19 protein-coding genes are annotated in these 21,996 nt (G+C 57.0%); 10 read left to right on the forward strand and 9 right to left on the reverse strand.

Going from position 1 to position 21,996, the window contains the following annotated elements; all coding sequences use genetic code 11:
• Window positions 1-228 precede the first annotated feature (228 nt).
• Together MWU51_RS00940 and dnaE are read left to right on the forward strand one after the other, a co-directional pair.
• The gene (locus MWU51_RS00940; protein WP_247033219.1) at window positions 229-591 is read left to right on the forward strand and encodes a VOC family protein; all 363 of its coding nucleotides are present in this window, start codon (window positions 229-231) and stop codon (window positions 589-591) included.
• 47 nt (window positions 592-638) lie between these two features.
• Entirely contained in the window at window positions 639-4,160 is a 3,522-nt protein-coding gene (gene dnaE / locus MWU51_RS00945; protein WP_247033220.1) for a DNA polymerase III subunit alpha, read from the forward strand.
• Between the two features lie 67 nt (window positions 4,161-4,227).
• Here dnaE and MWU51_RS00950 read toward each other — a convergent pair whose 3' ends face one another.
• Window positions 4,228-4,422: a SlyX family protein gene (locus MWU51_RS00950; RefSeq protein WP_247038635.1), complete on the reverse strand. Its 195-nt coding sequence runs from the start codon at window positions 4,420-4,422 to the stop codon at window positions 4,228-4,230.
• Window positions 4,423-4,568: 146 nt separating this feature from the next.
• Here MWU51_RS00950 and hisS point away from each other — a divergent pair, with 146 nt between their 5' ends.
• From hisS to hisG, 3 genes are read left to right on the forward strand one after another with little or no spacing between them, the layout of a single operon-like run.
• Complete coding sequence (hisS, locus tag MWU51_RS00955) at window positions 4,569-6,056, forward strand: histidine--tRNA ligase (RefSeq protein WP_247033222.1); 1,488 nt, start codon at window positions 4,569-4,571, stop codon at window positions 6,054-6,056.
• Window positions 6,049-7,152 (forward strand): ATP phosphoribosyltransferase regulatory subunit, encoded by a 1,104-nt coding sequence (locus MWU51_RS00960; RefSeq protein ID WP_247033224.1) that lies wholly within the window; start codon window positions 6,049-6,051, stop codon window positions 7,150-7,152. Before hisS ends, MWU51_RS00960 begins: the two co-directional genes overlap by 8 nt.
• Complete coding sequence (gene hisG / locus MWU51_RS00965) at window positions 7,149-7,847, forward strand: ATP phosphoribosyltransferase (RefSeq protein WP_247033225.1); 699 nt, start codon at window positions 7,149-7,151, stop codon at window positions 7,845-7,847. Before MWU51_RS00960 ends, hisG begins: the two co-directional genes overlap by 4 nt.
• An 11-nt stretch (window positions 7,848-7,858) precedes the next feature.
• Here hisG and MWU51_RS00970 read toward each other — a convergent pair whose 3' ends face one another.
• From MWU51_RS00970 to trpS, 4 genes are all read right to left on the reverse strand, one after another.
• Entirely contained in the window at window positions 7,859-8,500 is a 642-nt protein-coding gene (locus tag MWU51_RS00970) for a DUF2461 domain-containing protein (RefSeq protein ID WP_247033227.1), read from the reverse strand.
• Window positions 8,501-8,550: 50 nt separating this feature from the next.
• Entirely contained in the window at window positions 8,551-9,108 is a 558-nt protein-coding gene (locus MWU51_RS00975) for a hemerythrin domain-containing protein (RefSeq protein WP_247033229.1), read from the reverse strand.
• A 70-nt stretch (window positions 9,109-9,178) separates the two neighbouring features.
• Window positions 9,179-9,814, reverse strand: a complete 636-nt coding sequence (locus MWU51_RS00980; RefSeq protein WP_247033232.1) for a CDGSH iron-sulfur domain-containing protein — start codon at window positions 9,812-9,814, stop codon at window positions 9,179-9,181.
• Window positions 9,815-9,942: 128 nt separating this feature from the next.
• On the reverse strand, window positions 9,943-10,968 hold the full coding sequence (gene trpS / locus MWU51_RS00985) for a tryptophan--tRNA ligase (protein ID WP_247033233.1): 1,026 nt from the start codon (window positions 10,966-10,968) through the stop codon (window positions 9,943-9,945).
• 99 nt (window positions 10,969-11,067) lie between these two features.
• Between trpS and MWU51_RS00990 the strand changes: the two genes are divergently transcribed.
• The gene (locus MWU51_RS00990; protein WP_247033235.1) at window positions 11,068-11,754 is read left to right on the forward strand and encodes a rhomboid family intramembrane serine protease; all 687 of its coding nucleotides are present in this window, start codon (window positions 11,068-11,070) and stop codon (window positions 11,752-11,754) included.
• A 6-nt stretch (window positions 11,755-11,760) separates the two neighbouring features.
• Here the strand turns inward: MWU51_RS00990 and murJ are convergent, their stop codons facing one another.
• The 3 genes from murJ to MWU51_RS01005 are packed head-to-tail and all read right to left on the reverse strand — an operon-like array spanning window position 11,761 to window position 17,241.
• Window positions 11,761-13,299, reverse strand: a complete 1,539-nt coding sequence (murJ, locus tag MWU51_RS00995) for a murein biosynthesis integral membrane protein MurJ (protein ID WP_247033237.1) — start codon at window positions 13,297-13,299, stop codon at window positions 11,761-11,763.
• Window positions 13,299-16,088 (reverse strand): [protein-PII] uridylyltransferase, encoded by a 2,790-nt coding sequence (locus MWU51_RS01000; protein WP_247033239.1) that lies wholly within the window; start codon window positions 16,086-16,088, stop codon window positions 13,299-13,301. The genes murJ and MWU51_RS01000 overlap by 1 nt, the downstream gene beginning before the upstream one ends.
• On the reverse strand, window positions 16,069-17,241 hold the full coding sequence (locus MWU51_RS01005; RefSeq protein WP_247033241.1) for a penicillin-binding protein activator: 1,173 nt from the start codon (window positions 17,239-17,241) through the stop codon (window positions 16,069-16,071). The genes MWU51_RS01000 and MWU51_RS01005 overlap by 20 nt, the downstream gene beginning before the upstream one ends.
• Window positions 17,242-17,322: 81 nt before the next feature.
• Between MWU51_RS01005 and rsmI the strand changes: the two genes are divergently transcribed.
• From rsmI to MWU51_RS01025, 4 genes are read left to right on the forward strand one after another with little or no spacing between them, the layout of a single operon-like run.
• The gene (gene rsmI, locus MWU51_RS01010; RefSeq protein ID WP_247033256.1) at window positions 17,323-18,180 is read left to right on the forward strand and encodes a 16S rRNA (cytidine(1402)-2'-O)-methyltransferase; all 858 of its coding nucleotides are present in this window, start codon (window positions 17,323-17,325) and stop codon (window positions 18,178-18,180) included.
• A complete protein-coding gene (locus MWU51_RS01015) occupies window positions 18,177-18,530 on the forward strand; it encodes a YraN family protein (protein WP_247033258.1) in 354 nt (117 codons plus the stop codon). The genes rsmI and MWU51_RS01015 overlap by 4 nt, the downstream gene beginning before the upstream one ends.
• Before the next feature lie 60 nt (window positions 18,531-18,590).
• Window positions 18,591-19,532: a glutathione synthase gene (gene gshB / locus MWU51_RS01020; protein ID WP_247033260.1), complete on the forward strand. Its 942-nt coding sequence runs from the start codon at window positions 18,591-18,593 to the stop codon at window positions 19,530-19,532.
• The gene (locus MWU51_RS01025; RefSeq protein WP_247033261.1) at window positions 19,529-20,461 is read left to right on the forward strand and encodes an alpha/beta hydrolase; all 933 of its coding nucleotides are present in this window, start codon (window positions 19,529-19,531) and stop codon (window positions 20,459-20,461) included. The genes gshB and MWU51_RS01025 overlap by 4 nt, the downstream gene beginning before the upstream one ends.
• Here MWU51_RS01025 and MWU51_RS01030 read toward each other — a convergent pair.
• Window positions 20,421-21,941 carry a YifB family Mg chelatase-like AAA ATPase gene (locus MWU51_RS01030; RefSeq protein WP_247033263.1) on the reverse strand — a complete coding sequence of 507 codons (1,521 nt, stop codon included), beginning with the start codon at window positions 21,939-21,941 and terminating at the stop codon, window positions 20,421-20,423. The two genes, MWU51_RS01025 and MWU51_RS01030, sit on opposite strands and share 41 nt — an antisense overlap.
• Window positions 21,942-21,996 lie beyond the last annotated feature (55 nt).

Consider the following 21,996-nt stretch of genomic DNA (forward strand, 5'->3'; position numbering starts at 1 on the left):
TGCGTCCTGCCGCGTTACCCTGTTGTGGCCCCAATTTGCCTGTCTTCGATGCGGCGTAGAAAACAGGCGGGGTTTTATTGTGTTGGTTAAGCAAAGCCGAGATTCGGCGTTCTGGCAAGAAATTCCTTCTTTTCATATCTGGCGCGGCTTTGATTGAAGGTAGGAACTTGGGTGGTTGCGAGCGTTGTGCAATCTGCATACAGTGGCATACAATAGAGGAAGTTGAAGATGATTACGCAGCTACATCACGTCCAACTGGCCATGCCAGTGGGGCAAGAACATCTGGCCATCCGTTTTTATTCGAACCTTCTGGGCTTGGACATTGAACCAAAGCCCGATGTCTTGGCGAAACGTGGCGGCGTATGGTTTCGGCTAGGTGAGGTGCGCGTTCATCTTGGTGCCGAAGAGCCGTTTGTGCCAGCAAAGAAAGCGCATCCTGCTTTTTTGTGTCATGATCTGGACGTCCTGGCGCAAACGCTGAAATCAGCGAAGTTTCACGTGCATTGGGATGAAAAACTCAGCGGTTTCAAGCGCTTTTATACCGCCGATCCGTTCGGAAACCGGATTGAGTTTCTTCGACCTGCAACCTAGTCGTTTCTGCGCTTCCCCCGTGGCGGGTGCTCGTCTAGTTTGACGCTATGACCAAACACCCCCGATTCATTCACCTGCGCGTTCACACCGAATATTCCCTTTTAGAGGGGGCTATTCCGGTTAAGAAGCTGCCAGGCTTGTGTGCTGCAGCGGGAATGCCTGCCGTTGCAGTCACAGATACCAACAATATGTTCTCGGCGCTTGAGTTTTCGGTGACGGCCGCCGGGCAAGGGGTCCAACCTATTATGGGATGTCAGGTCGATGTGTCGTTCGACACACCTGCCCCCGGTGAAAAAAAGCGCCCTGCCGCACCACTCGTTTTATTGGCGCAGAACGAGCGGGGGTATGAAAATCTGATGAAGCTCAATTCCTGCCTTTATATCGACAAAGGCGGAGAGCTGCCGCAAGTCCAATTGGATGAGCTTGAGACCTACTCCGAAGGTTTGATCTGCCTGACAGGCGGATCGGAAGGCCCGGTGGGCCAGTTGTTGCAGGCGGGGCAGAGCACGAAAGCCAAGGCGCTGATGCACCGATTCCACACATGCTATGGCGACCGGCTTTATGTCGAACTGCAACGCCATCCAGACGAGGGCGGACAGACAACACAAGCAGAACGCGCGACCGAACAAGGCTTCGTAGAAATGGCATATGCGTTGGGCATCCCTCTAGTTGCGACCAACGACGCCTATTTCCCCAAGCAGAAACTTTACGAGGCCCATGACGCTCTGATTTGCATCAAAGAAGGCGCTTATGTTGACCAGCAAGAAGGGCGTCGTCGTCTAACGCCCCAACATTATTTCAAAAGCCCCGAAGAGATGATCACGCTGTTCGCTGATCTGCCCGAGGCGATTGAAAGCACAGTGGAGATCGCCCGCCGCTGCGCCTTCATGGCTTATCGTCGTGATCCTATTCTACCCAAGTTTGCCGATGACGAGGTGCAGGAACTGCGCCGTCAGGCGAACGAAGGATTGCAGGCTCGTCTTGCCGTAATACCTCATGCAGTTAGCATCGACGACTATCAGAAACGCCTCGACTTCGAGCTGGATATCATCGAAGGCATGGGCTTCCCCGGCTACTTTCTAATCGTCGCCGATTTCATCAAATGGGCCAAGGATCACGAGATCCCCGTCGGACCGGGTCGTGGTTCTGGTGCTGGTTCGCTGGTGGCCTATGCGCTGACCATCACCGACCTTGACCCCCTGCGCTATTCGCTTCTGTTCGAGCGGTTCCTCAACCCCGAACGTGTGTCGATGCCTGACTTCGATATCGACTTCTGCATGGATCGCCGGGAAGAGGTCATCCGCTATGTGCAAGAGAAATATGGCCGCGACAAGGTGGGCCAGATCATCACCTTCGGCGCGCTTTTGTCCAAGGCGGCGGTGCGCGATGTGGGGCGTGTGTTGCAGATGCCTTACGGGCAGGTAGATCGCCTTTCCAAGCTAATCCCGGTTGAAGGGGTCAAGCCAGTGTCGATCGAAAAGGCGCTGGCCGATGAGCCGCGCCTGCGCGAAGAAGCCCGCGCCGAAGAAGTTGTTGACCGGCTGCTGACTTATGGCCAGCAGGTCGAGGGATTGTTGCGCAATGCCTCGACCCATGCTGCCGGGGTGGTGATCGGTGATCGGCCCTTGGACGCGCTGGTGCCGCTGTATCAGGATCCAAAATCCGACATGCCTGCCACCCAGTTTAACATGAAATGGGTGGAACAGGCGGGGCTAGTGAAGTTCGACTTTCTGGGTTTGAAAACGTTGACCGTGATCCAGAACGCCGTGGACCTTATCAGGGGGCAGGGGCGTGACATTCACGTCAGCGCAGATGGCCAAACGCTTTATGACCCTCCTACAGGAACCGAGAACGAGATTAACACCATCCCGCTGGACGATGAAGCGACCTATAAGCTTTACGCCGCGGCCAAGACCGTCGCCGTGTTTCAGGTGGAAAGTAGCGGCATGATGGATGCGCTTCGGCGCATGAAGCCGACCTGTATCGAGGATATCGTGGCACTTGTGGCCCTGTATCGTCCCGGCCCGATGGAAAACATTCCAACATATTGCGAGGTAAAGAACGGGCTGCGCGAGATCGAAAGCGTCCACCCCCTGATTGACCATATCCTTGAGGAAACGCAGGGCATTATCGTTTATCAGGAGCAGGTGATGCAGATCGCGCAGGTCATGGCGGGGTATTCCCTCGGGGGTGCTGACCTTCTGCGCCGCGCCATGGGTAAGAAGATCAAAGAGGCTATGGATGCTGAACGTCCAAAGTTCGAGAAAGGCGCGGCCGAAAACGGTGTGCCCGCCAAGAAGGCGTCCGAGGTTTTTGACCTTCTGGAAAAATTCGCCAATTACGGCTTCAACAAATCCCACGCCGCTGCCTATGCCGTGGTCAGCTATCAAACCGCATGGCTGAAGGCGAACCACCCGGTCGAGTTCATGGCAGGCGTGATGAATTGCGATATCCACCTGACTGATAAATTGTCGGTCTATGCCCATGAAGTACGCCGCGGCATGGAGATCGAGATTGTACCGCCCTGCGTCAATCGCTCGCTTGAAACTTTCAGCGTGGATCAAGGCCGCTTGGTTTATGGGCTTGGGGCGCTGAAGAATGTCGGCATCGAGGCGATGAAGTTGGTGGTCGAAGGCCGTCGCGTAGACAGTATCGACAAACCGTTCGCGACACTCTTTGACTTTGCGCGTCGTGTTGACCTGAAACGTGTTGGGAAACGCCCGATGGAAATGCTGGCGCGGGCAGGAGCATTCGACCAGCTCGATCCAAATCGCCGACGGGTGTTCGACAGCCTTGACGCGCTTGTCAGCTATTCAGCGGCAATCCATGAACAGCGAGCGTCAAATCAGGTCTCATTGTTCGGCGAAGCGGGCGATGACCTGCCCGAACCACGCCTGTCACCGGTTGGCGATTGGTTGCCCAATGAGCGGCTGGCAGAAGAACACAAGGCTATTGGATTCTATCTGTCCGGCCACCCGTTAGACGATTATCTGCCCGCATTGAAACGCAAGGGCATCATGACCCTACGCGAATTGCGCGACAAGGCGGAACGGTCCGGGGCTGCCGTCGGCAAGGTGGCGGTGAATGTCAGTGGCCTTCAGGCCCGCAAATCGGCGCGCGGCAACCAGTTCTTCCGGCTGAATATCGACGACCCGACCGAGCAAGTGTCCGGTATCTTGCTGTTTGCAGATGATTTCGAATCCTGCCGCAAGGTTTTTGACGAAACCATGCAGGTGGTCATGCAGCTTGAAGGCCGGTTCGAGGAGGGCCAGTTCGATCCGCGCGGCCGCTCGGTTGCGCCGCTGGATGCGGTGATTGCTGATGCGGGGGGGATGGCGCTGAAGCTGTATCTTGATCAGGCCGAAGCGCTGACCCAAGTCGCAACGCTTTTGCAGGACGCGATGGAAAAAGCCCGAAATGTGCGGCCCGGGGAAGTTTCAGTCTGCTTGATGGATCCCACTCTGCCCGGTGAGGTCGAGATGACGCTGGGCCAGTCCTTCCCTCTGAACCCACAGATTAAAGGAGCGCTGAAATCACTGCCCGGCGTGTTGGACGTGGAAGAGGTATAAGGGCCTTGCCCCTCTGCGCATGCGCGCATTCACCCGAAGATATTTTTGGCCAGAAGAAACCGAGATGTCAGTAGTGGGGTGGGCGTTCGTCGCCCAGCACGACGCCACCGGAATTGGCTTGTTCCCGCTCGGCTTCGCGTTCCATCAGCGTCCGCACGCGATGGGTCATCTTTGACAGTTCGGTGTCTTGCCGCGCGACAACTTCGTTCAACTCCTCAACCTGCCGGGACAGGTGGGCGATGGTTTCTTCCAGTTGGGTCAGGCGATCTTGTGTCATGGGGGCGTGATAGCGTGACTTTGTCACGAGACCCAGCGGTTTTTTGGGTGTGTGCGAATACAGGCTTTCCTTGCCCCTGACGCCCCCATCCGCTAGACCGCCCGCGACACTTATCTGAACCGGGACCAGCCATGGCCAAGCAGAAAAAACAGCCCCGCCCCAAGGCAGCGACACCCAAGGGGTTTCGCGACTATTTCGGCGCAGAGGTGGACGAGCGGAAACACATGCTCGACCAGATCGCAGCGGTATATCATCGCTATGGGTTTGATGCGCTGGAAAGTGCGGCGGTGGAAACGGTTGAAGCACTTGGAAAGTTCCTGCCGGATGTGGATCGCCCGAACGAGGGTGTGTTCGCGTGGCAGGAGTTTGATGAGAAGGGAGATGGCGACTGGTTGGCGCTGCGTTATGATCTGACCGCGCCTTTGGCACGTGTCTTTGCGCAGCATCGTAACGATCTGCCGACACCCTATCGTCGTTATGCTATGGGGCCGGTCTGGCGGAACGAGAAGCCGGGGCCGGGACGATTTCGTCAGTTTTATCAATGTGACGCGGATACGGTTGGCACGGCATCCATGGCGGCGGATGCCGAGATTTGTGCACTGCTGGCCGACACACTGGAAACAGTTGGTATTCCGCGTGGCGACTATATGGTTCGGGTGAACAACCGTAAGGTTCTAAACGGTGTACTAGAGGTGATGGGCGTCGATGAAGGACCGGTTCGTGATGCCGTTCTGCGTACAATCGACAAGTTCGATAAGGTTGGCGAGGCCGGTGTGCGCGAGCTTCTGGGCAAGGGACGGCTGGATGCGTCGGGTGCGTATATTGATGGCGTAGGCCTATCTGATGAACAGGCTGGACCGGTGCTGGCTTTCCTGACTTCAAAAGGGGACACCGCCAATCAGACACTTGCGAACCTTCGTGCAGCGGTTGGTAACAGTGCCATTGGCGCCGAAGGCGTGGGTGAGTTGGAAGAGATCTCGACATTGTTGACCGCACAAGGCTATGGCCCGGATCGTATCGAGATCGACCCCTCCGTCGTACGCGGCCTTGGCTATTACACCGGTCCAGTATTCGAAGCGGAATTGACCTTCGAAATTTTGGATGAAAAAGGGCGACCGCGTCAGTTTGGGTCGGTTGCAGGTGGCGGTCGCTACGACGATCTGGTCAAACGGTTCACGGGGCAGGCAGTGCCAGCGACGGGTGTTTCGATTGGTGTGGATCGCCTGTTGGCGGCATTGCGCGCCAAGGGGCGCGTTGGTGGCAAGGCTGTTGGCCCCGTCGTCGTGACCGTGATGGATAAGGCGCGACTTGCGGATTATCAGGCGATGGTGGGTGAACTGCGGCAGGCGGGCATCCGGGCCGAGGTCTATTTGGGTAATCCGAAGAATTTCGGCAATCAGTTGAAATATGCAGATAAGCGAGAGTCCCCCGTCGCGATAATCGCGGGCTCTGACGAGTTTGAAGCGGGAAAAGTGCAAATCAAGGATTTGGTGCTGGGTGCGAAAATCGCCGAGAACGCCACGCTTGAAGAATGGAAAGAACGCCCTAGCCAGTTCGAATGCGACCGCGCCGATATGGTTGCCAAGGTGCGTGAGATCGTTGAGGGCTATGATGGCTGACAAGGCACGCGTCCGCATCGAGGCCGCGCGATACCTTCAGTTTTTCGAAGATCACGGTGCACGCGTCGTTGAAGCGGATTTCCTGCAACCTGCGGAAACCCTTCTTGATCTTTACGGCGAAGACATTCGCGCGCGCGCCTTCGTAACATATGATCCGGATTTCGGAGAGGCGATGTTGCGCCCGGACTTCACCGTTCCTGTAGTGCAGATGCACATGGCAGGGGGCGCGGAGCCTGCGCGCTATGTCTATATGGGCGAAGTGTTTCGCGCACAGGAAGAAAGCAAACACCGCGCGTCTGAGTATTTCCAAGTGGGGTACGAGGTGTTCGACCGCGCCGCCCCGATCGAAGCGGATGCCGAGGTTTTCGCCTTGTTAAAAGAGGTTCTGGAACCTCTGAATCTGCGCGCTGCCACCGGGGATATGGGGTTGCTGTTGGCGGCTGTGCGCGGGCTTGGCACGACGGATCGGCGAAAGGCCGCATTGTTGCGCCATATATGGCGCCCCCGTCGCTTTCGCGCGTTGTTGGATCGGTTCGCCGGACGCGCGCCTTTGCCCGAAGGTCGTGATGCATTGTTGGCGATGGCAGAACCGATGAGCAAAAAGACATCGCAGATCGGTTTACGTTCGCGTGCCGAAATTGCCGAACGGATCGACGCTTTGCGCGAAGATGCCGCGGCTGCGCCTATATCGGCGCAAGAAGTCGAGTTGCTGGATGATCTGCTGGGGCTGCGCGAGACCACGGCCAACGTATTGGAACATTTGCGTGACATCGCGGTCGATATGCCCGCGATTGCGCAAGCGGTTGATCGGCTGGAAATGCGTGCGGAAGCACTGACCCGGCGCGGCGTTGATGTGGACACGCTGGATTTCGAAGGCAGCTATGGCCGCACTTCGATGGAATATTACGACGGGTTTGTCTTCGGCTTCTATGCCGAGGCCCGGCCAGACTTGCCCCCGGTCGCGACCGGCGGGCGGTATGATGCGCTGACTCGCGTATTAGGAAATCAGAACGGTGAAGCGCGCGACATTCCGGCAGTTGGTGGCGTGATCCGCCCCGAGTTGACACTGGAACTGACAGGCGAGGCAGGGCAATGACCGTGAAGCTGGGTGTGCCCTCGAAGGGTCGGTTGATGGAAAAGACCTTCGATTGGTTCGGAGCGGCGGGGATTGAATTGTCGCGCACCGGGTCAGATCGGGAATATGCCGCTGCTGTCGATGGGATCGACGGTGTGGAGTTGGTGCTTTTGTCTGCCGGTGAGGTTCCCCGCGAACTAGCCGCCGGGCGCATCCATCTGGGCGTCACTGGGTCTGATTTGGTCCGCGAAAAGCTGGGCGCGTGGGACGAGAAGGTGGTCGAGCTTGCACCGATGGGGTTCGGTCATGCCGACCTGATCATAGCTGTGCCCAAATGCTGGGTCGATGTGAACACACTGGATGATCTTGATGCGGTGGCCGCTGCGTTCCGCGCCAAGCATGGTTTTCGCCTGCGGATTGCCACCAAGTATCACCGTTTGATCCGTGACCATTTGCGGAATCACGGTGTGGCCGACTACCAACTGGTCGACAGTCAGGGCGCAACCGAAGGCACGGTGAAGAATGAAACCGCCGAAGCGGTCGCGGACATCACGTCAACTGGCGAAACGCTGCGGGCGAACCACCTGAAGATTTTGTCTGGTGGACCGGTGCATAAAAGTCAGGCCACTTTGTTCAAATCGCGTAAGGCGGATTGGTCGGATGCTGATCGTGCAACGCTGGCAGATCTGTGCCAGAAGTTGGGCATCGAACGGTAAAGGCACGGCGGTCAGGCAGGCAGGTGTTCAACCATCCAATTGCGGATTGGATCGAAGACACGCAGCGCGTGGGAGATCTCGGCCCCAGCGGTGGCACCCATGGCTTGGACAAGCGCTAACCCATCCTGCCAGACTGCAATGCCTTTTTGACGCAGTAAAATAGCGTTCTGGTGATCGGCAGGGTGCGGCGACGGCACGCGTTTTAGGTCGGGTTCTGACAACCGTAGTCCGGCATTCTGAGCCTCTTGGATTAGATCGGACAGAGTGTCGCCCGCCGGGCCAGCCACCACGTCGCGCCATCGGGCGAGCCGCTGCTTGTCAAAAGCAAACAGGCCATAGCCAATGACAAGTTCGCCAGGTTGCAGACCAAACATCCAGGCTGCCCCCGTCGCAGCATCGCTTAAACTGATATGCACATGAGTGTTGTAGGGGGTTTTATCCTTCGAAAACCTCAGGTCGCGATGGATGCGAAAGATTTTGGCGGTGACATCTGTGTTGTACTGCACGGCCAGTCGTGGGGTTAGATCGTCGCAGAACGCCTTGGCTGCATCCTTCACATGGGATGTATAGCGGGCCTTGTTCTGGGTAAACCACGCGCGCGTGTTATCTGCCTTGAGGTCTTGCAGAAAGGCCGTTGTTTCCTTGCTGAACATCTCGCTCCTCCTGATCATGGTGTCTGCGCCCATTGACGCAGACACCGGTGTTACCCGCGCAGTTTGTGGTGAAGCAGGATCGGCACGACCAGATCTTCTTCGTCCGACAGGTGACGTGACAGGAACCCTTTCAGCACCCCGGACAGATCGTGGACCGAATGGGCCTCTTCTCGCGCTTGCGCTTTGTCAAGCTGGGTCAATTTTACCACACGATTGGATTGTCGTGTGAACTGATCCAGCAGATCATCCAATGCAACGTGGTCAGCTTCCAGCGTGTCCAGCCCGTGATCGAACCGACCATCGATTGCAGACAACTCTGGGAAAAACTTGCGATCTTCCCAATGATGATGCCCATGCAGATTCCGCACCAATAGGTTTCCGTAGTGCGATAATCGCCGGGCGTGATCGTCTGGATCGATTTGCTTTTCCAGATATCCCTCGCTGTTCAAACGGATCGATTCAGCCAGTTGTCCAAACATAACATGTGCCCCCATCCAGTTTTGAATGGACGCGGCGAAATTCGGGTGATCTGGCCACGCGTCGCGTGGGTAGTCCCGAAGCAAAAGGCGCATGTCTTCAGGCAGGGCCTCTTGTCTTAGTGTGGGCATTTGTATCATGACTGGGTAAGTAGTGTAATGTTATAACAAATCAAGTGCTGATTTAACACCGCCCTAAAGATCAGCCCGGAGCATCCTTGAAACCGACCTGCTTGTGACTGCCATCGCAAAACGGTTTGTTCTTCGAATGCCCACAACGGCACAGATACGCCATACCCAGCTTTGCAATACGCTTGCCGGTGCCAGTGCACATTTCGACATTCCCGTCGATTTTCAGTGGGCCATCTGGTTGCCGGTCCACTTTCACCGCACCCCCCTGTCCATCTTTTTCCGGTGGGGTCTTTGGTGCAGGTTCGCCGGTTGTCGCAAAGCCCGTGTCCACATGGCTGTTGTCACAGTAGGGTTTGTTTTTCGACTGCCCGCAGCGGCATAAGGCCACGCGCGTTTGCGTGTCGCTGTTTTCTATCGAGATGTTTCCCGCAAGAACCAATGGTCCGTTTTCAAGGATCGCCAGCCGGTTGATCTGTGGCGGCTGCTCGTCCCGTCCGTCCTCTCGTTGATAGGCCAGCGCACCGGAGGGGCAGGCTCGGATCACGGCGGCCACCTCTTCTGCGGCAGCTTGATCGGGTTGGACCCATGGGCGGTTGTTGGGATCAAACACCTTTGGCAACTGCAGGAAGCAGTTACGAGAATGGATGCAGCGTCCAAGGTCGAAACTGACTTTGATATCCTGACCGGTGTATTCTTTCCGCTTCATCGCGCATTCCTTTCAGCTGTGAACCTTCAGCCTAGCCCGGAATGCGTCACTGACCAAAAACTTGAACGAGAAAGGGCGCGAAGCTGTCTGCGCCCTTTGTATACGACCAAATTTTGAGCTGCGTCGACTTACCCTCGACGAGACCGCAAAAAACCCATGATCTCATATGTCTGGTCAAGGATCGGTTGGGCGATTGCTTCGGCGCGTTCGGCACCCTGCGCCAAAACCCGGTCAATCTCGGCCTTGTCGTTCATCAAGCGTGCCATTTCTTCCGATATCGGTCCCAACCTTTCCACGGCCAGATCGGCCAAGGCAGGTTTGAATTTGCCCCAACCAGCACCTGCGAACTCAGCTATAACCGCTTCGGGCGAGGTTTCGGACAAACCAGCGTAGATATCCACAAGATTGCGTGCCTCAGGACGCCCTTTAAGGCCATCAAGTGTGTCGGGTAGGGGCTCTGGGTCGGTGCGCGCCTTTTTGAATTTCTTCGCGATCGTGTCGGCGTCATCGGTCATGTTGATGCGCTCCATGTCGCTTTCACCCGATTTGGACATTTTCTTGGATCCATCGCGCAGGTTCATCACCCGGGTTGCTGGCCCTTCGATAATGGGTTCAGGCAGCGGGAAGAAACCTTCGGCGCCGAAATCGTGGTTGAATTTTGCAGCAATGTCGCGCGTCAGTTCGACGTGCTGTTTCTGATCCTCGCCCACAGGCACGTGGGTGGCGTGATAGAGCAGAATGTCGGCAGCCATCAGCGCCGGGTAAGCATAAAGACCCAGCGAGACTTTCTCGGCGTTCTTCCCCGCCTTGTCCTTGAACTGCGTCATGCGGTTCATCCAGCCCACGCGTGCGACACAGTTGAACAGCCACGCCAGTTCGGCATGGGCAGGCACCTGACTTTGGTTGAACAGAACGGACTTCGACGGGTCGATCCCAGCGGCCAGATAGCCCGCCGTGACTTCGCGGGTGGCATCCATCAGCTCTTTCGGGTCTTGCCAGACGGTGATGGCATGCAGGTCGACGACGCAAAAGATTGCCTCGTAATCCTGCCCTTGCATGTCCACAAAACGCTTGATGGCCCCAAGGTAGTTGCCCAATTGTAGCCCGCCCGAAGGCTTAACGCCCGAGAAGACGCGAGGCGTGTGATTGGTCATGTTTTCGCTCCGTCTGGATTTCTTACTTCACGTCGCTTACCCATGTGGACAAAGGCCGTCAAGAAAGGCCCGTATGGAAGTGGCCAAGGAGAGCCAGTTATGAGCAGTTATCGCGAAGAAAGCCCCGTAAACCCGTTGCCGCCGGTGGTGATTGCGCTGGCCGTGTTCCTGATCGGCATTGAACTTGTGTTTGCTGCGGGCAGTCGGGGCTTCATCGGTGGACCCGAAGCCGCAGGCTGGCGCATATCTATGATCGAGGAATGGGGGTTTTACGAACCCTTGTTCTCGAAAATGGTCGAAACCGGCAGCTTCCCACTTCGCGAGCTTGCGCGCTTCTTCACCTATCCGTTCCTGCACCTTAGCTTCACCCACCTTCTGTTCGTGCTGGTTTTTCTGCTGGCGCTGGGCAAAATGGTGGGCGAGGTGTTTTCGCCTCTTGCCTTTCTGGTTGTGTATTTCGGAGCGTCGATTGGCGGGGCGTTGGCGTATTGGGTGGTGTGGGACACACCGGTCATCCTGTTTGGTGGGTTTCCGTCGGTCTATGGCCTGATCGGGGCATACACGTTCCTTTTGTGGAGCAATCTTGCAGCAACAGGCGGCAACCAGCTGTCGGCCTTCCGTATTATCGCGTTCCTGATGGGATTGCAGTTGATCTTTGGGTTGCTGTTCGGGGCAGGTCTGAACTGGGTGTCCGAAATCGCCGGGTTCGCGGCGGGGTTCGGCCTGTCGTTTCTGGTCAGCCCTGGTGGCTGGTCAAACGTTCTGGCACGGCTGCGCAAGCGATAGCGGATATCAACCCCGGCGCAGTGCGTCCTTGATCTCGGACATGCGGAAGGCGCCGAACAATTGGCCCAAGACGCCATAGGTGACGATCCCGCCGACCACCAAAATAACGAGCGCCACGATTTTCAATCCCGGAATGCCGAACATGGGCCCCATGACAAGCACCAGAATCCACAGAACGGCACCCATGGCCCAACTGGCTGCGGCCAATCGCCAGAAGCGGCGCCAGAACCGTGCATCGAACCGTGTATCCTCGCCCATGCGCGCCGCGCCAATCCATGTCAGACCGGTGATTGTCCAACCGGCAACCGTTGTGCCAATGGCGGCGGCAATGAAGCCGATCCAATAGCTTAGCCCGACGGCGACCAGCAGATTGACGACCATTCCCACAATAGCGAAGTGGAACGGCGTGCGGGTGTTTTCTCGGGCGAAATAGACCGAGGCGAGAACTTTCTGCAGCACGAATGCTGGCAACCCTGCCCCATAAATCGCAGTTGCCAAGGCGGTCGATGCAGTGTCATCGGATGTGAACGCGCCGCGTTGAAACAGAACTTCGATCAACTGGGTCGGAACCACCATTAACGCAACCGCCGCCGGAAAAGTCAGCGCCAGAGACAGCTCGCCCGCGCGGCTCATGGCATTGCGCCCGGCAAGATTGTCACCGGATCGTAGGTTACGCGAAAGCTCTGGCAACAGAACGATCCCGATGGCAATACCCACGACGCCCAATGGCAGTTGATAGAGACGGTCGGCGTAGTAAAGCCATGCCACTGCTCCGTCGAAAAAGCTGGCAACCTGACGGCCCACCAGAAGGTTGATCTGCGTCACGCCACCGGCAAGGGCGGCCGGTGCTGCGATGATAAACAGGCGCTTCAGTTCGGGCGTCATATGTGGCATGCGCGGCACAAGACGATAGCCCGCACGGCTTGCCGCCACCCAGACCAGAACCACTTGCGCGATTCCGGCGACAGGCACGGTCCAAGCCAAGGCGCTACCGATGTCACAACCCAGACTGTCAGCAACAAACATCGCCGCTATGAAGATAACGTTCAGAAGGACAGGGGCCGCCGCCGCCGCCATGAATCGTCCTGTCGCGTTCAGGACGCCGGATAACAAGGCTGCCATCGAGATGAACAGGATATAGGGAAACGCAATGCGTCCATAGGTGACGGCCAAGTCAAACCGGTTGTCCTCAGCAAACCCCGACGCCATTGCATAGACCAGCGCAGGCATGAAGATCTGAGCAAGGATGGTAAAGATCACCAAGATGAAGGCCAACCCCGACATCGCGTCACGCGCGAACTCCTTCGCCCCTTCGCCGCCCTCGTGCTTTTTGGCAAACATCGGCACGAAGGCCACGTTCAACGTACCTTCGGCAAAGAACCGGCGGAACATGTTGGGCAGGGAAAACGCGATCAGGAACGCCTCGGCGACTGCCGATGATCCCAAAAACGCGCCGATCATGATGTCACGCACAAAACCAAGGATACGGCTGGCCATCGTCCAGCCGCCCACGGTCATGAAGCCACGCGCCAGTCTGGAAGCCATTACGCCGTTGCCCTTTCGGCCGTTTGTTCGATTGCTTGCCGCAACTTGGCTTCAAGTTGCAGCTTCTTGTGCTCGGCCATGATCTTTAGTCCAAACATGTCCTTGACGTAGAACGAGTCCACGACCTGTTCGCCATACGTCGCGATCACGGCTGACGCAATATAGATATTCGCACTTGCCAATGTCCGTGTCAGGTCATGCAGCAGGCCGGGGCGATCCCGCGTATCGACCTCAATGATCGTGTAAATCTCGGACCCATCATTGTCGAAGGTGATATGCGTGGGCACTTTGAACACCCGCTCGCGCTTTTTCAGCTTGTCGCTGTTGGCGTTGGCCTCGGACGCGATGACCTCGCCCTTCAACAGGCGATGAAGCATCTTTTCTATGCGTTCCTTGCGCGCCACGTCAAATGGGTGCCCGTCAGAATCCTGCACCCAGAAGCAAGCCGTCGCGTACCCGTCCTTCGAAGTATAGGTCCGAGCATCAACGATATTTGCGCGAACAGCCGTCAACGCGCCTGCAATACGCGAAAAGATGCCCGGATGATCCGCCAACGCGAAATAGACGCGGGTCACGTCGCGTTCTTCATCCTCGTAGATGTCGATCCGAACCTCGTCATCCTTGATGTCGCGCAAAAGCTTGGCAAAAACCTTGTGTGCAGTGACATGCAGCCCTTGCCAGTAGCTGTCGTAATGGCGGGCTGTTTCGGCGCGCAGGTCTTTATTCGACCAGTCTGATAGTTCCTGACGCAGGGCGCGCTTGGCCTCGGTGCCACGCGTGGCGCGGTTCAGGTCCTCCATCCCGTCTTCAAGGGCGCGCTGTGTTTGGTTGTAGAGCGTGCGGATCAGCGTGGCTTTCCAGTTGTTCCACGTGGTCGGGCCTACTCCGCGAATGTCGCAGACGGTCAGTACGGTTAGAAGTTCCAGCCGCCGCATGGTTTTCACAGCCTTGGCGAAATCCCGAACTGTGCGTGGGTCGGCGATGTCGCGTTTTTGCGCCATATCAGACATAAGCAGGTGATACCGCACCAGCCATTCAACCGTCGCGGTGTCTTTGGCGTTCAACCCCAGCCGCGGGGCGACGCGGCGGGCGATCTTTGCACCAAGTATGGAATGATCCTGTGGTCGCCCCTTGCCGATATCATGCAGCAGCATTGCCACGATCAGCACCTTGCGATTGACCCCCCTGTCCAGAATCTCGGTCGAGATCGGCAGTTCTGCCCCTAACTCGCGCCGCTCGATCTGGGCAAAATTCGATATCACCTGAATCGTGTGCTCATCCACCGTATAGGAGTGATACATATTGAACTGCATCATCGCGACAATCGGTTCAAATTCGGGAATGAACGCCGCCAACACGCCGACCTCGTTCATCCGACGCAGCGCACGTTCTGGGTTGCCGTGCTTCAATAAGAGATCAAGAAAGATCCGATTTGCCTCTTTATCGTTGCGCATACCATCGTCAATCAGATCCAGATTGGCCGACACAAGTCGCATGGCATCCGGGTGGATCAACATGCCGGTGCGCAAACCTTCCTCGAACAGGCGAAGCAAATTCAGCTTATCCGATAAAAAGGCCGTGCCACTGACCACATCAAGACGGCCATGTTTCTCGCGGTATCCCGCCTTCAGGCGTTTGCGTCGTTTGAACAGCCGCAGAAGTGTGGGGGCCTCTTTCAATTGCGCCGCTTCCAACGCGCTCAGAACGATGCGCGTCAGGTCACCCACTTGGGTGGCATGCCGGAAATACGCCTGCATGAAATGTTCAACCCCACGCCGCCCTTCGGTGTCCTTGAACCCCAGTCGATCCGCTACTTCGACCTGAAGATCAAAGGTCAGCTGGTCCGATGGTCGATTGGTCACAAGATGCATCTGGCATCGCACAGCCCAAAGAAATTCTTCGGCGTTGCGGAAGGTTTCGTATTCTTCCTCCGTAAATACGCCCTTCGAGACAAGATCTTCGGGTTTTTTGACCCGGTGTTGGTATTTCGCGACCCAAAACAAGGTTTGCAGATCGCGCAGGCCGCCTTTGCCCTCCTTCACGTTGGGTTCGACCATGAACCGCTGATCACCCTGTTTTTCGTGTCGGGCATCGCGTTCGGCCAGTTTGGCTTCGATGAATTCAGCAAGAGTGTGCTTGAACAGCTTGTTCCAGAGCAGATCGGAAAGCTCTTTGGCAAGTTTAGCATCGCCGCAGATGTGACGTTTTTCCAGCAACGCAGTGCGGATGGTGAAATCCTCTTCGCCAAGACGCAGGCAATCGTCGATCGTTCGTGACGCATGACCGACTTTCAACCGCAAATCCCACAGCATATACAACATGCTTTCGATTACGCTCTCGGCCCATGGGGTGATCTTGTAGGGTGTCAGGAACAGCAGATCGACATCTGATTGGGGTGCCATTTCTGCCCGTCCATACCCACCCACTGCCAGCAGGGCAATGCGTTCGGACGCAGTGGGATTGGCTAAAGGATGCAATTTTTCAACTGCCACCCGATATATAAACGAGACTATCCCATCCGTCAGAAAGGCATAGGACGCAATGGCCGGATAGGCGGTCAAAGGGTGTTCGGCAAGCGCGTCGGCAATCGCTGTGCGACCCGCCTTCATTGCGTTACGCAACAGCGATACGGTGGCATTCCGCACCGTTGCCGCATCAGGTCCGTCGTCGAACACCGGCCGCAACTTGTCCCATAACGCCGCACCATCAAAGATGTCGCGTTCTGGGCAAATCAGATCAGAGACCGGGGGGGAAACGTCCCGGCTTGGCTCAGAACCCGGCACCGCCAAAGCTTCTGGGTGCTGGGTCGATCACGACGACCTGATTGTTCCGGATCTGAGCGACGGCCAGTCCGCGCTCGTTCGTGCCGTTTGGACGAAGACGGAAGATGCCGTTGACCCCCACAAAGCCCTGCGACTGGGTCAATGCGGTCGAGGTAAGCGCGTTTGCGCGGCCGGATTTGGCAAGCGCACCGATGGCCGCTATGCCGTCATACGCAAGACCGGCAATTGGGTGGGGTGCTGCGCCAAAACGCGCCTGATAGCGGCTGGCGAAACGGCTGGACAAACCGGGGTCGGGCAGGGCAAACCAACCGCCCTGAACGCCGGGCAAGGCCAACGCGTTAGATGGGATATCCCAGCGTTGCAAACCAATAAACTGGGTGGTTGCCGGGCTGACGCCGTTTTCGGGAAGAAGACCAGCTAGGAACGGCAGCGCGCCTGAAGTGCCGGATGTAAAGAACACTGACTGTGCGCCCGAGCTTTTCACCTTGGAACTGATCGCAGGCATCGCATTGATGATACCATTTTGCGATAGTTCGAATGATGCGGTGCCTGCAAGTGTCGCGCTTGAATTCGCAATTGCGGCGCGGATGGCATTACTGCCCTGCACTTCGGCCTGATCATTTCCGTGCAAAACCATGATGCGGCCTTTGCCACTACGCGCGGCATAGCGAACAAGACGGTTGGCCACGTTTTCAAACGTATTACCCAGTACGAAGACGTTGCCTCCTGCAATTCCCGTGTTGTTCGAGAAGCTCAGCACATTCACATTGCGGCGCGCCACAGCAACGCCGGCCGCGTTCGCGCTTTGGGCAAAGACAGGTCCCAGAATGATTTTCGCACCGTCATTCACCGCTTTGGTCGCCATCGCGCCCGCTTGATTCGGACTGCCGCCGGTATTGTAAACCCGCAGGTCGATCTCGACCCCTGACAGTTCCGACATCGCCATACGCGCTGCGTTTTCAAGTGACGCGGCAAGGTTTGCGTCATTCGCCGAACCTGATCCTCCGGGCACCAATAGGGCTACAGGGACAGGTTTTCCGGGGTTTATGTTCTGACCGACCTGCGGACCTTGAACGCCACATGCTGAAAGTGCGGATAATCCTAATGTGGCAAATAGCAGACCGATCGCCTTGCGGGTGCGGACGAAAACAGAGAACATACTAAAATCCTTTCCCAGACACGGCACCGAACGGCCGATGCAGACGGACGTATCATAGACTCAACAATTGACAGGTCCAGTGTGAAACCCCAAAACACCCAGCTTGATCCGGGCCTCTATCTTTTGGCGACGCCCATCGGTAACGCGCGTGACATCACGCTCAGGGCGCTGGACGTTCTGGCGTCCGCTGATGTGATCGCGGCGGAAGACACCCGCACGACGCGCAAGCTGATGGATATTCATGGGATTGCATTGAATGGGCGCAAGCTCATTCCCTATCACGACCATTCAGGCGGTGCCGCACGGGCGGGCATTGTGAAGCTGATTGCCGCCGGAAAATCCGTCGCATATGCCAGCGAAGCGGGCAGCCCCCTGATCGCTGATCCGGGTTATGCGCTCGCGCGGAATCTGGCCGAGGGTGGTCACTATGTGACGGCTCTGCCGGGAGCTTCTGCTACGCTTGCCGCGTTGAGCCTGTCTGGTCTTCCTACCGATAGGTTTCTGTTTGCCGGGTTTCCGCCCGCCGCAAAAGGTGCACGCGCAACGTGGCTGGCTGAATTGCTGCCCCTGCCTGCAACACTTGTTTTTTTTGAAAGCGCCAAACGTATTCAGAAATTGTTAGAGGAATTGTGCTCTTCTGGGGCTGATACACGTCAGGCTGCCGTGTGCCGCGAACTGACCAAGAAGTTTGAAGAGGTGAAGCGCGGTACGGTTGCCGAACTGGCTGATTGGCTGGACGAAAAACCCATCAAGGGCGAGGTTGTGTTTGTGCTGGATCGCGCCGGTGACGTGCAAGATGAAGGGGAGATGGAGGATTTGTTGGTGAAAGCTATGGCGGACATGTCGATGAAAGATGCAGTCAATGCGGTGTCACAAGCACTGGGTCTGCCCCGTCGCAAAGTCTATCAGGCGGCGCTCGAGATTGGGCGCAAGGAATGAGCGGACTTGTCTCCTATCTGTCCGGTCGGGCAGCCGAGGATGCGATCGCGACTGATTATGATCGCAGGGGGCAACCCGTTGAAGCGCGTCGGTGGCGTGGCAAATATGGCGAAGTTGACCTGATCGCCCGAGATGGCGAAACGGTGGTGTTTGTCGAAGTTAAAAAATCCCGAGACTTTCTGCGCGCAGCCCAGCGGATCACACCAGCACAGCTAGAACGCATTCATGCCACGGCCTGCGAATATCTGGAAAATGAACCAAAAGGCCAGATGACGCCCTGCCGTTTCGACATGGCTTTGGTAAATGCCCAAGGTGCAACCGAGATCATCGAGAACGCATTGGCCTATTGAAGCCCATTGCGCATTGGCGCCGGCTGTCCCATGTAAGGGAAGCTGAATAAGGAGTGCGCCATGTCGCTGAAAGTCGCCATTCAAATGGATCCGATCGATCATGTTAACATCGACGCGGACAGCACGTTTCGGATTGCGGAAGAGGCACAAGCGCGGGGCCATTCGCTGTTCTACTATACGCCTGATCACCTGAGCTATCGGGAAGGAAAGGTTTGCGCCCGAGGTTGGCCTTTGACCGTACGTCGCGAGAAAGGCAACCACTTTACTTTGGGTGAGCAAACGGATGTCGACCTTCAGGATTTTGACGTCGTCTGGCTGCGTCAAGATCCGCCGTTTGACATGGGCTATATCACCACCACCCATATTCTGGATATGATCCATCCCGATACGCTTGTGGTGAACAATCCGTTCTGGGTGCGAAACTATCCTGAAAAATTGCTGGTGTTAGCTTTCCCTGATCTGACCCCACCGACGATGATCGCACGTGATTTTGCCACTTTGAAATCCTTCAAAGCGGAACATGGCGATATAATTCTAAAGCCACTTTACGGTAACGGTGGGGCCGGCGTTTTCCGGTTGGACGTAAATGACCGCAACCTTGCTTCGCTGCACGAACTGTTCGTTGGCATCAATCGCGAGCCTTTGATTGCGCAAAAGTTTTTGCCTGATGTCTCAAACGGCGACAAGCGCATCATTCTGGTGGATGGGGAACCCGTCGGCGCCATCAATCGTGTGCCTGCAGCCGGTGAAACCCGATCAAACATGCATGTGGGCGGTCGTCCTGAAAAGGTTGGGCTGACGGACCGCGATCTGGAAATTTGCGCTGCAATTGGACCTCTCTTGTGCGAAAAAGGGCAGATATTCGTCGGTATCGACGTGATCGGCGATTATCTGACCGAAATTAACGTGACCTCACCCACCGGTATTCAGGAGCTGGAACGGTTCGACGGTGTGAACATCGCCGAAAAGATCTGGCAGGCTATCGAGGCGCGCCGGGCGTGAGTTGGCAACTTGCGACGGCGAAGTTTCTCGGACGTCTGCTTGTCAAAACTCGCCTGAGACATCTGAGTGACATCAACTTGGCTCGGCGCGAATTGGAGCTCGCGGCCGACTGGCTGTTTCGCGCTCCACCCTTCGCGTGGTATCGCGAGGCAAAGTTGGGCAGCCTACTTGAAACGCTGTGGATCGAAACCCGCCCGGCTTCGCACTCTGCACCGAATGATAAGGTCATCCTTTATTTGCATGGCGGCGGCTTTGTTGCTGGATCGCCAAAAACTCATCGCAAGATGTTAGCACGCTTGTCATGGCTGACGGGCCTGCGAATCTGCGTTCCGGATTACCGAAAGGCACCCGAATACCCTTTCCCGGCTGCTCTTGACGATTGTATCGCGGCCTATGAAGCGTTGATTGCGGATGGATATGCCCCGCGAAATATCATTATCGGCGGGGACAGTGCCGGCGGTGGGCTGACTTTCTCATTACTTGCTCAGATCGACGGGCGGATGCCAGCGCCTCGGGCCGTGTTTGTCTTTTCACCCATTGTGGATTTGCGATTTATGTCGCCGTCTTTCTGTGACAACAAAGACAACGATCCGCTGTTGCCGTCCGAACGCCACGATTTGGTGGTCGAGAACTATCTGGGTGCGATCGCGGCGGATGACGAACGCGCGTCGCCCATTTTGCATGATTTCAAGTCACCTCCTCCAGCGTTTTTTCAGTTCTCAACGACTGAGATTCTGCGTGATGAAAGCCTTCGTATGGCCGAGGTTTTTCGCACGGCAGGCGGCCATGTCGAGCTGGACGAATGGCCGGATGCGCCGCATGTGTGGGTGATACTTGATGGCTGGTTGCCCGAGGCGCGTGAAGCGCTGTGCCGTGCGGCCGATTTCATCACCCGACAGTTTCGCGATGGGATACAAGGCGAAAGCTAAGTGACTCGGCCACATGTTTGCGAGAGATTTCCGACGCGCCCGCCAGATCTGCGATGGTGCGCGCGACCCGCAACACCCGATGATAACCGCGCGCAGACAGGCCAAACCGCTCGGACGCTTTTAGAAGCGTGTCGCGCCCTTCCTGATTAGGGCTGGCAAAATCCGTCAGTGTCTTTCCTTCGATGTCTGCGTTGGTGGTCACTCCGCTTAACCCGGCATAACGCTCGGTCTGAATGGCGCGGGCGTTGGTGACCCGCTGGGCGACCACTTGTGACGGTTCGCCATTTGCAGGCAGGTCAAGATCCTGAAACGTGACCGGCGGCACCTCAACCCGCATGTCGAACCGATCCAGCAACGGCCCGGATATCCGCTGCATATAGTCTTCGCCGCATAGAGGCGCTCGATTGCAGGCGCGATTGGGGTCGGTCAGGTGCCCGCATTTACACGGGTTGGCCGCTGCGATTAGCAGAAATCGACTGGGATAGCGTACATGCGCATTCGCGCGCGCGACGGTGACATCACCGGTTTCCAAAGGTTGGCGAAGGGTTTCCAACACTTGCCGGGTGAACTCGGGAAATTCATCCATAAACAAGACACCATTATGGGCCAGGCTGATCTCGCCAGGTTTTGCGCCGCGTCCTCCACCGACAATGGCGGCCATCGAAGCCGTATGATGCGGTGCGCGATACGGCCGATCTTGCGAGATGCCGCCCCCGTCCAGCAAACCTGAGACCGAGTGAATCATCGAGGTTTCAAGTGCCTCGGCGGGCGACATGGGCGGTAGTATTCCCGGCAATCGCGCCGCCAGCATGGATTTGCCAGAACCGGGCGGGCCAACCAGCAACAGGTGGTGGCGCCCGGCGGCGGCGATTTCCAGTGCGCGTTTGGCGCGTTCCTGCCCTTTGACATCGCGTAGGTCTTTGGTGATTGTCTCTGTCCTGACCTTGCCGGGTTCTGCTACATCCAATGGCGACAGACCCGTGAAATGCTGCAACACGGCGGCAAGCGACGTTGCGGCGTGCACTTTGGTCGCCCCGATCCACGCCGCTTCAGCCCCGCAATCCTTTGGGCAGAACATCGACATATCCTTTTCGGCGGCGGCCAGTGCGGCGGGTAGGGCGCCGACAACAGGCAACAGGGTGCCGTCCAGCGCCAGTTCGCCAAGAGCGACCACATCGGCGATGTCTTCGCGCGCCAGAATGCCCGCCTCGGCCAACAGCGCCATCGCGATGGGAAGGTCAAAATGAGACCCTTCTTTCGGGATGTCTGCGGGGGATAGGTTGATGACAATCTTGCGCGGGGGCAGGGCGACTGACATCGCCGACAGCGCCGCGCGCACCCGTTCACGAGCTTCGGAAACCGCTTTGTCCGGCAAACCGACGATCGAGAAACTGGGCAATCCCGGTGACAGGGCGCATTGCACCTCTACCAGCCTGGCGCAGATCCCTTCGAATGCGACCGTGTTTATCCGAGCGACCATCACCGACCCCACATTAAGTAGATTGCAGCGTATCGGGTCGTGGTTACCGAATGGT

Origin of the sequence: Aliiroseovarius sp. F47248L, from assembly GCF_023016085.1 — a bacterium.
GTDB lineage: Bacteria > Pseudomonadota > Alphaproteobacteria > Rhodobacterales > Rhodobacteraceae > Aliiroseovarius.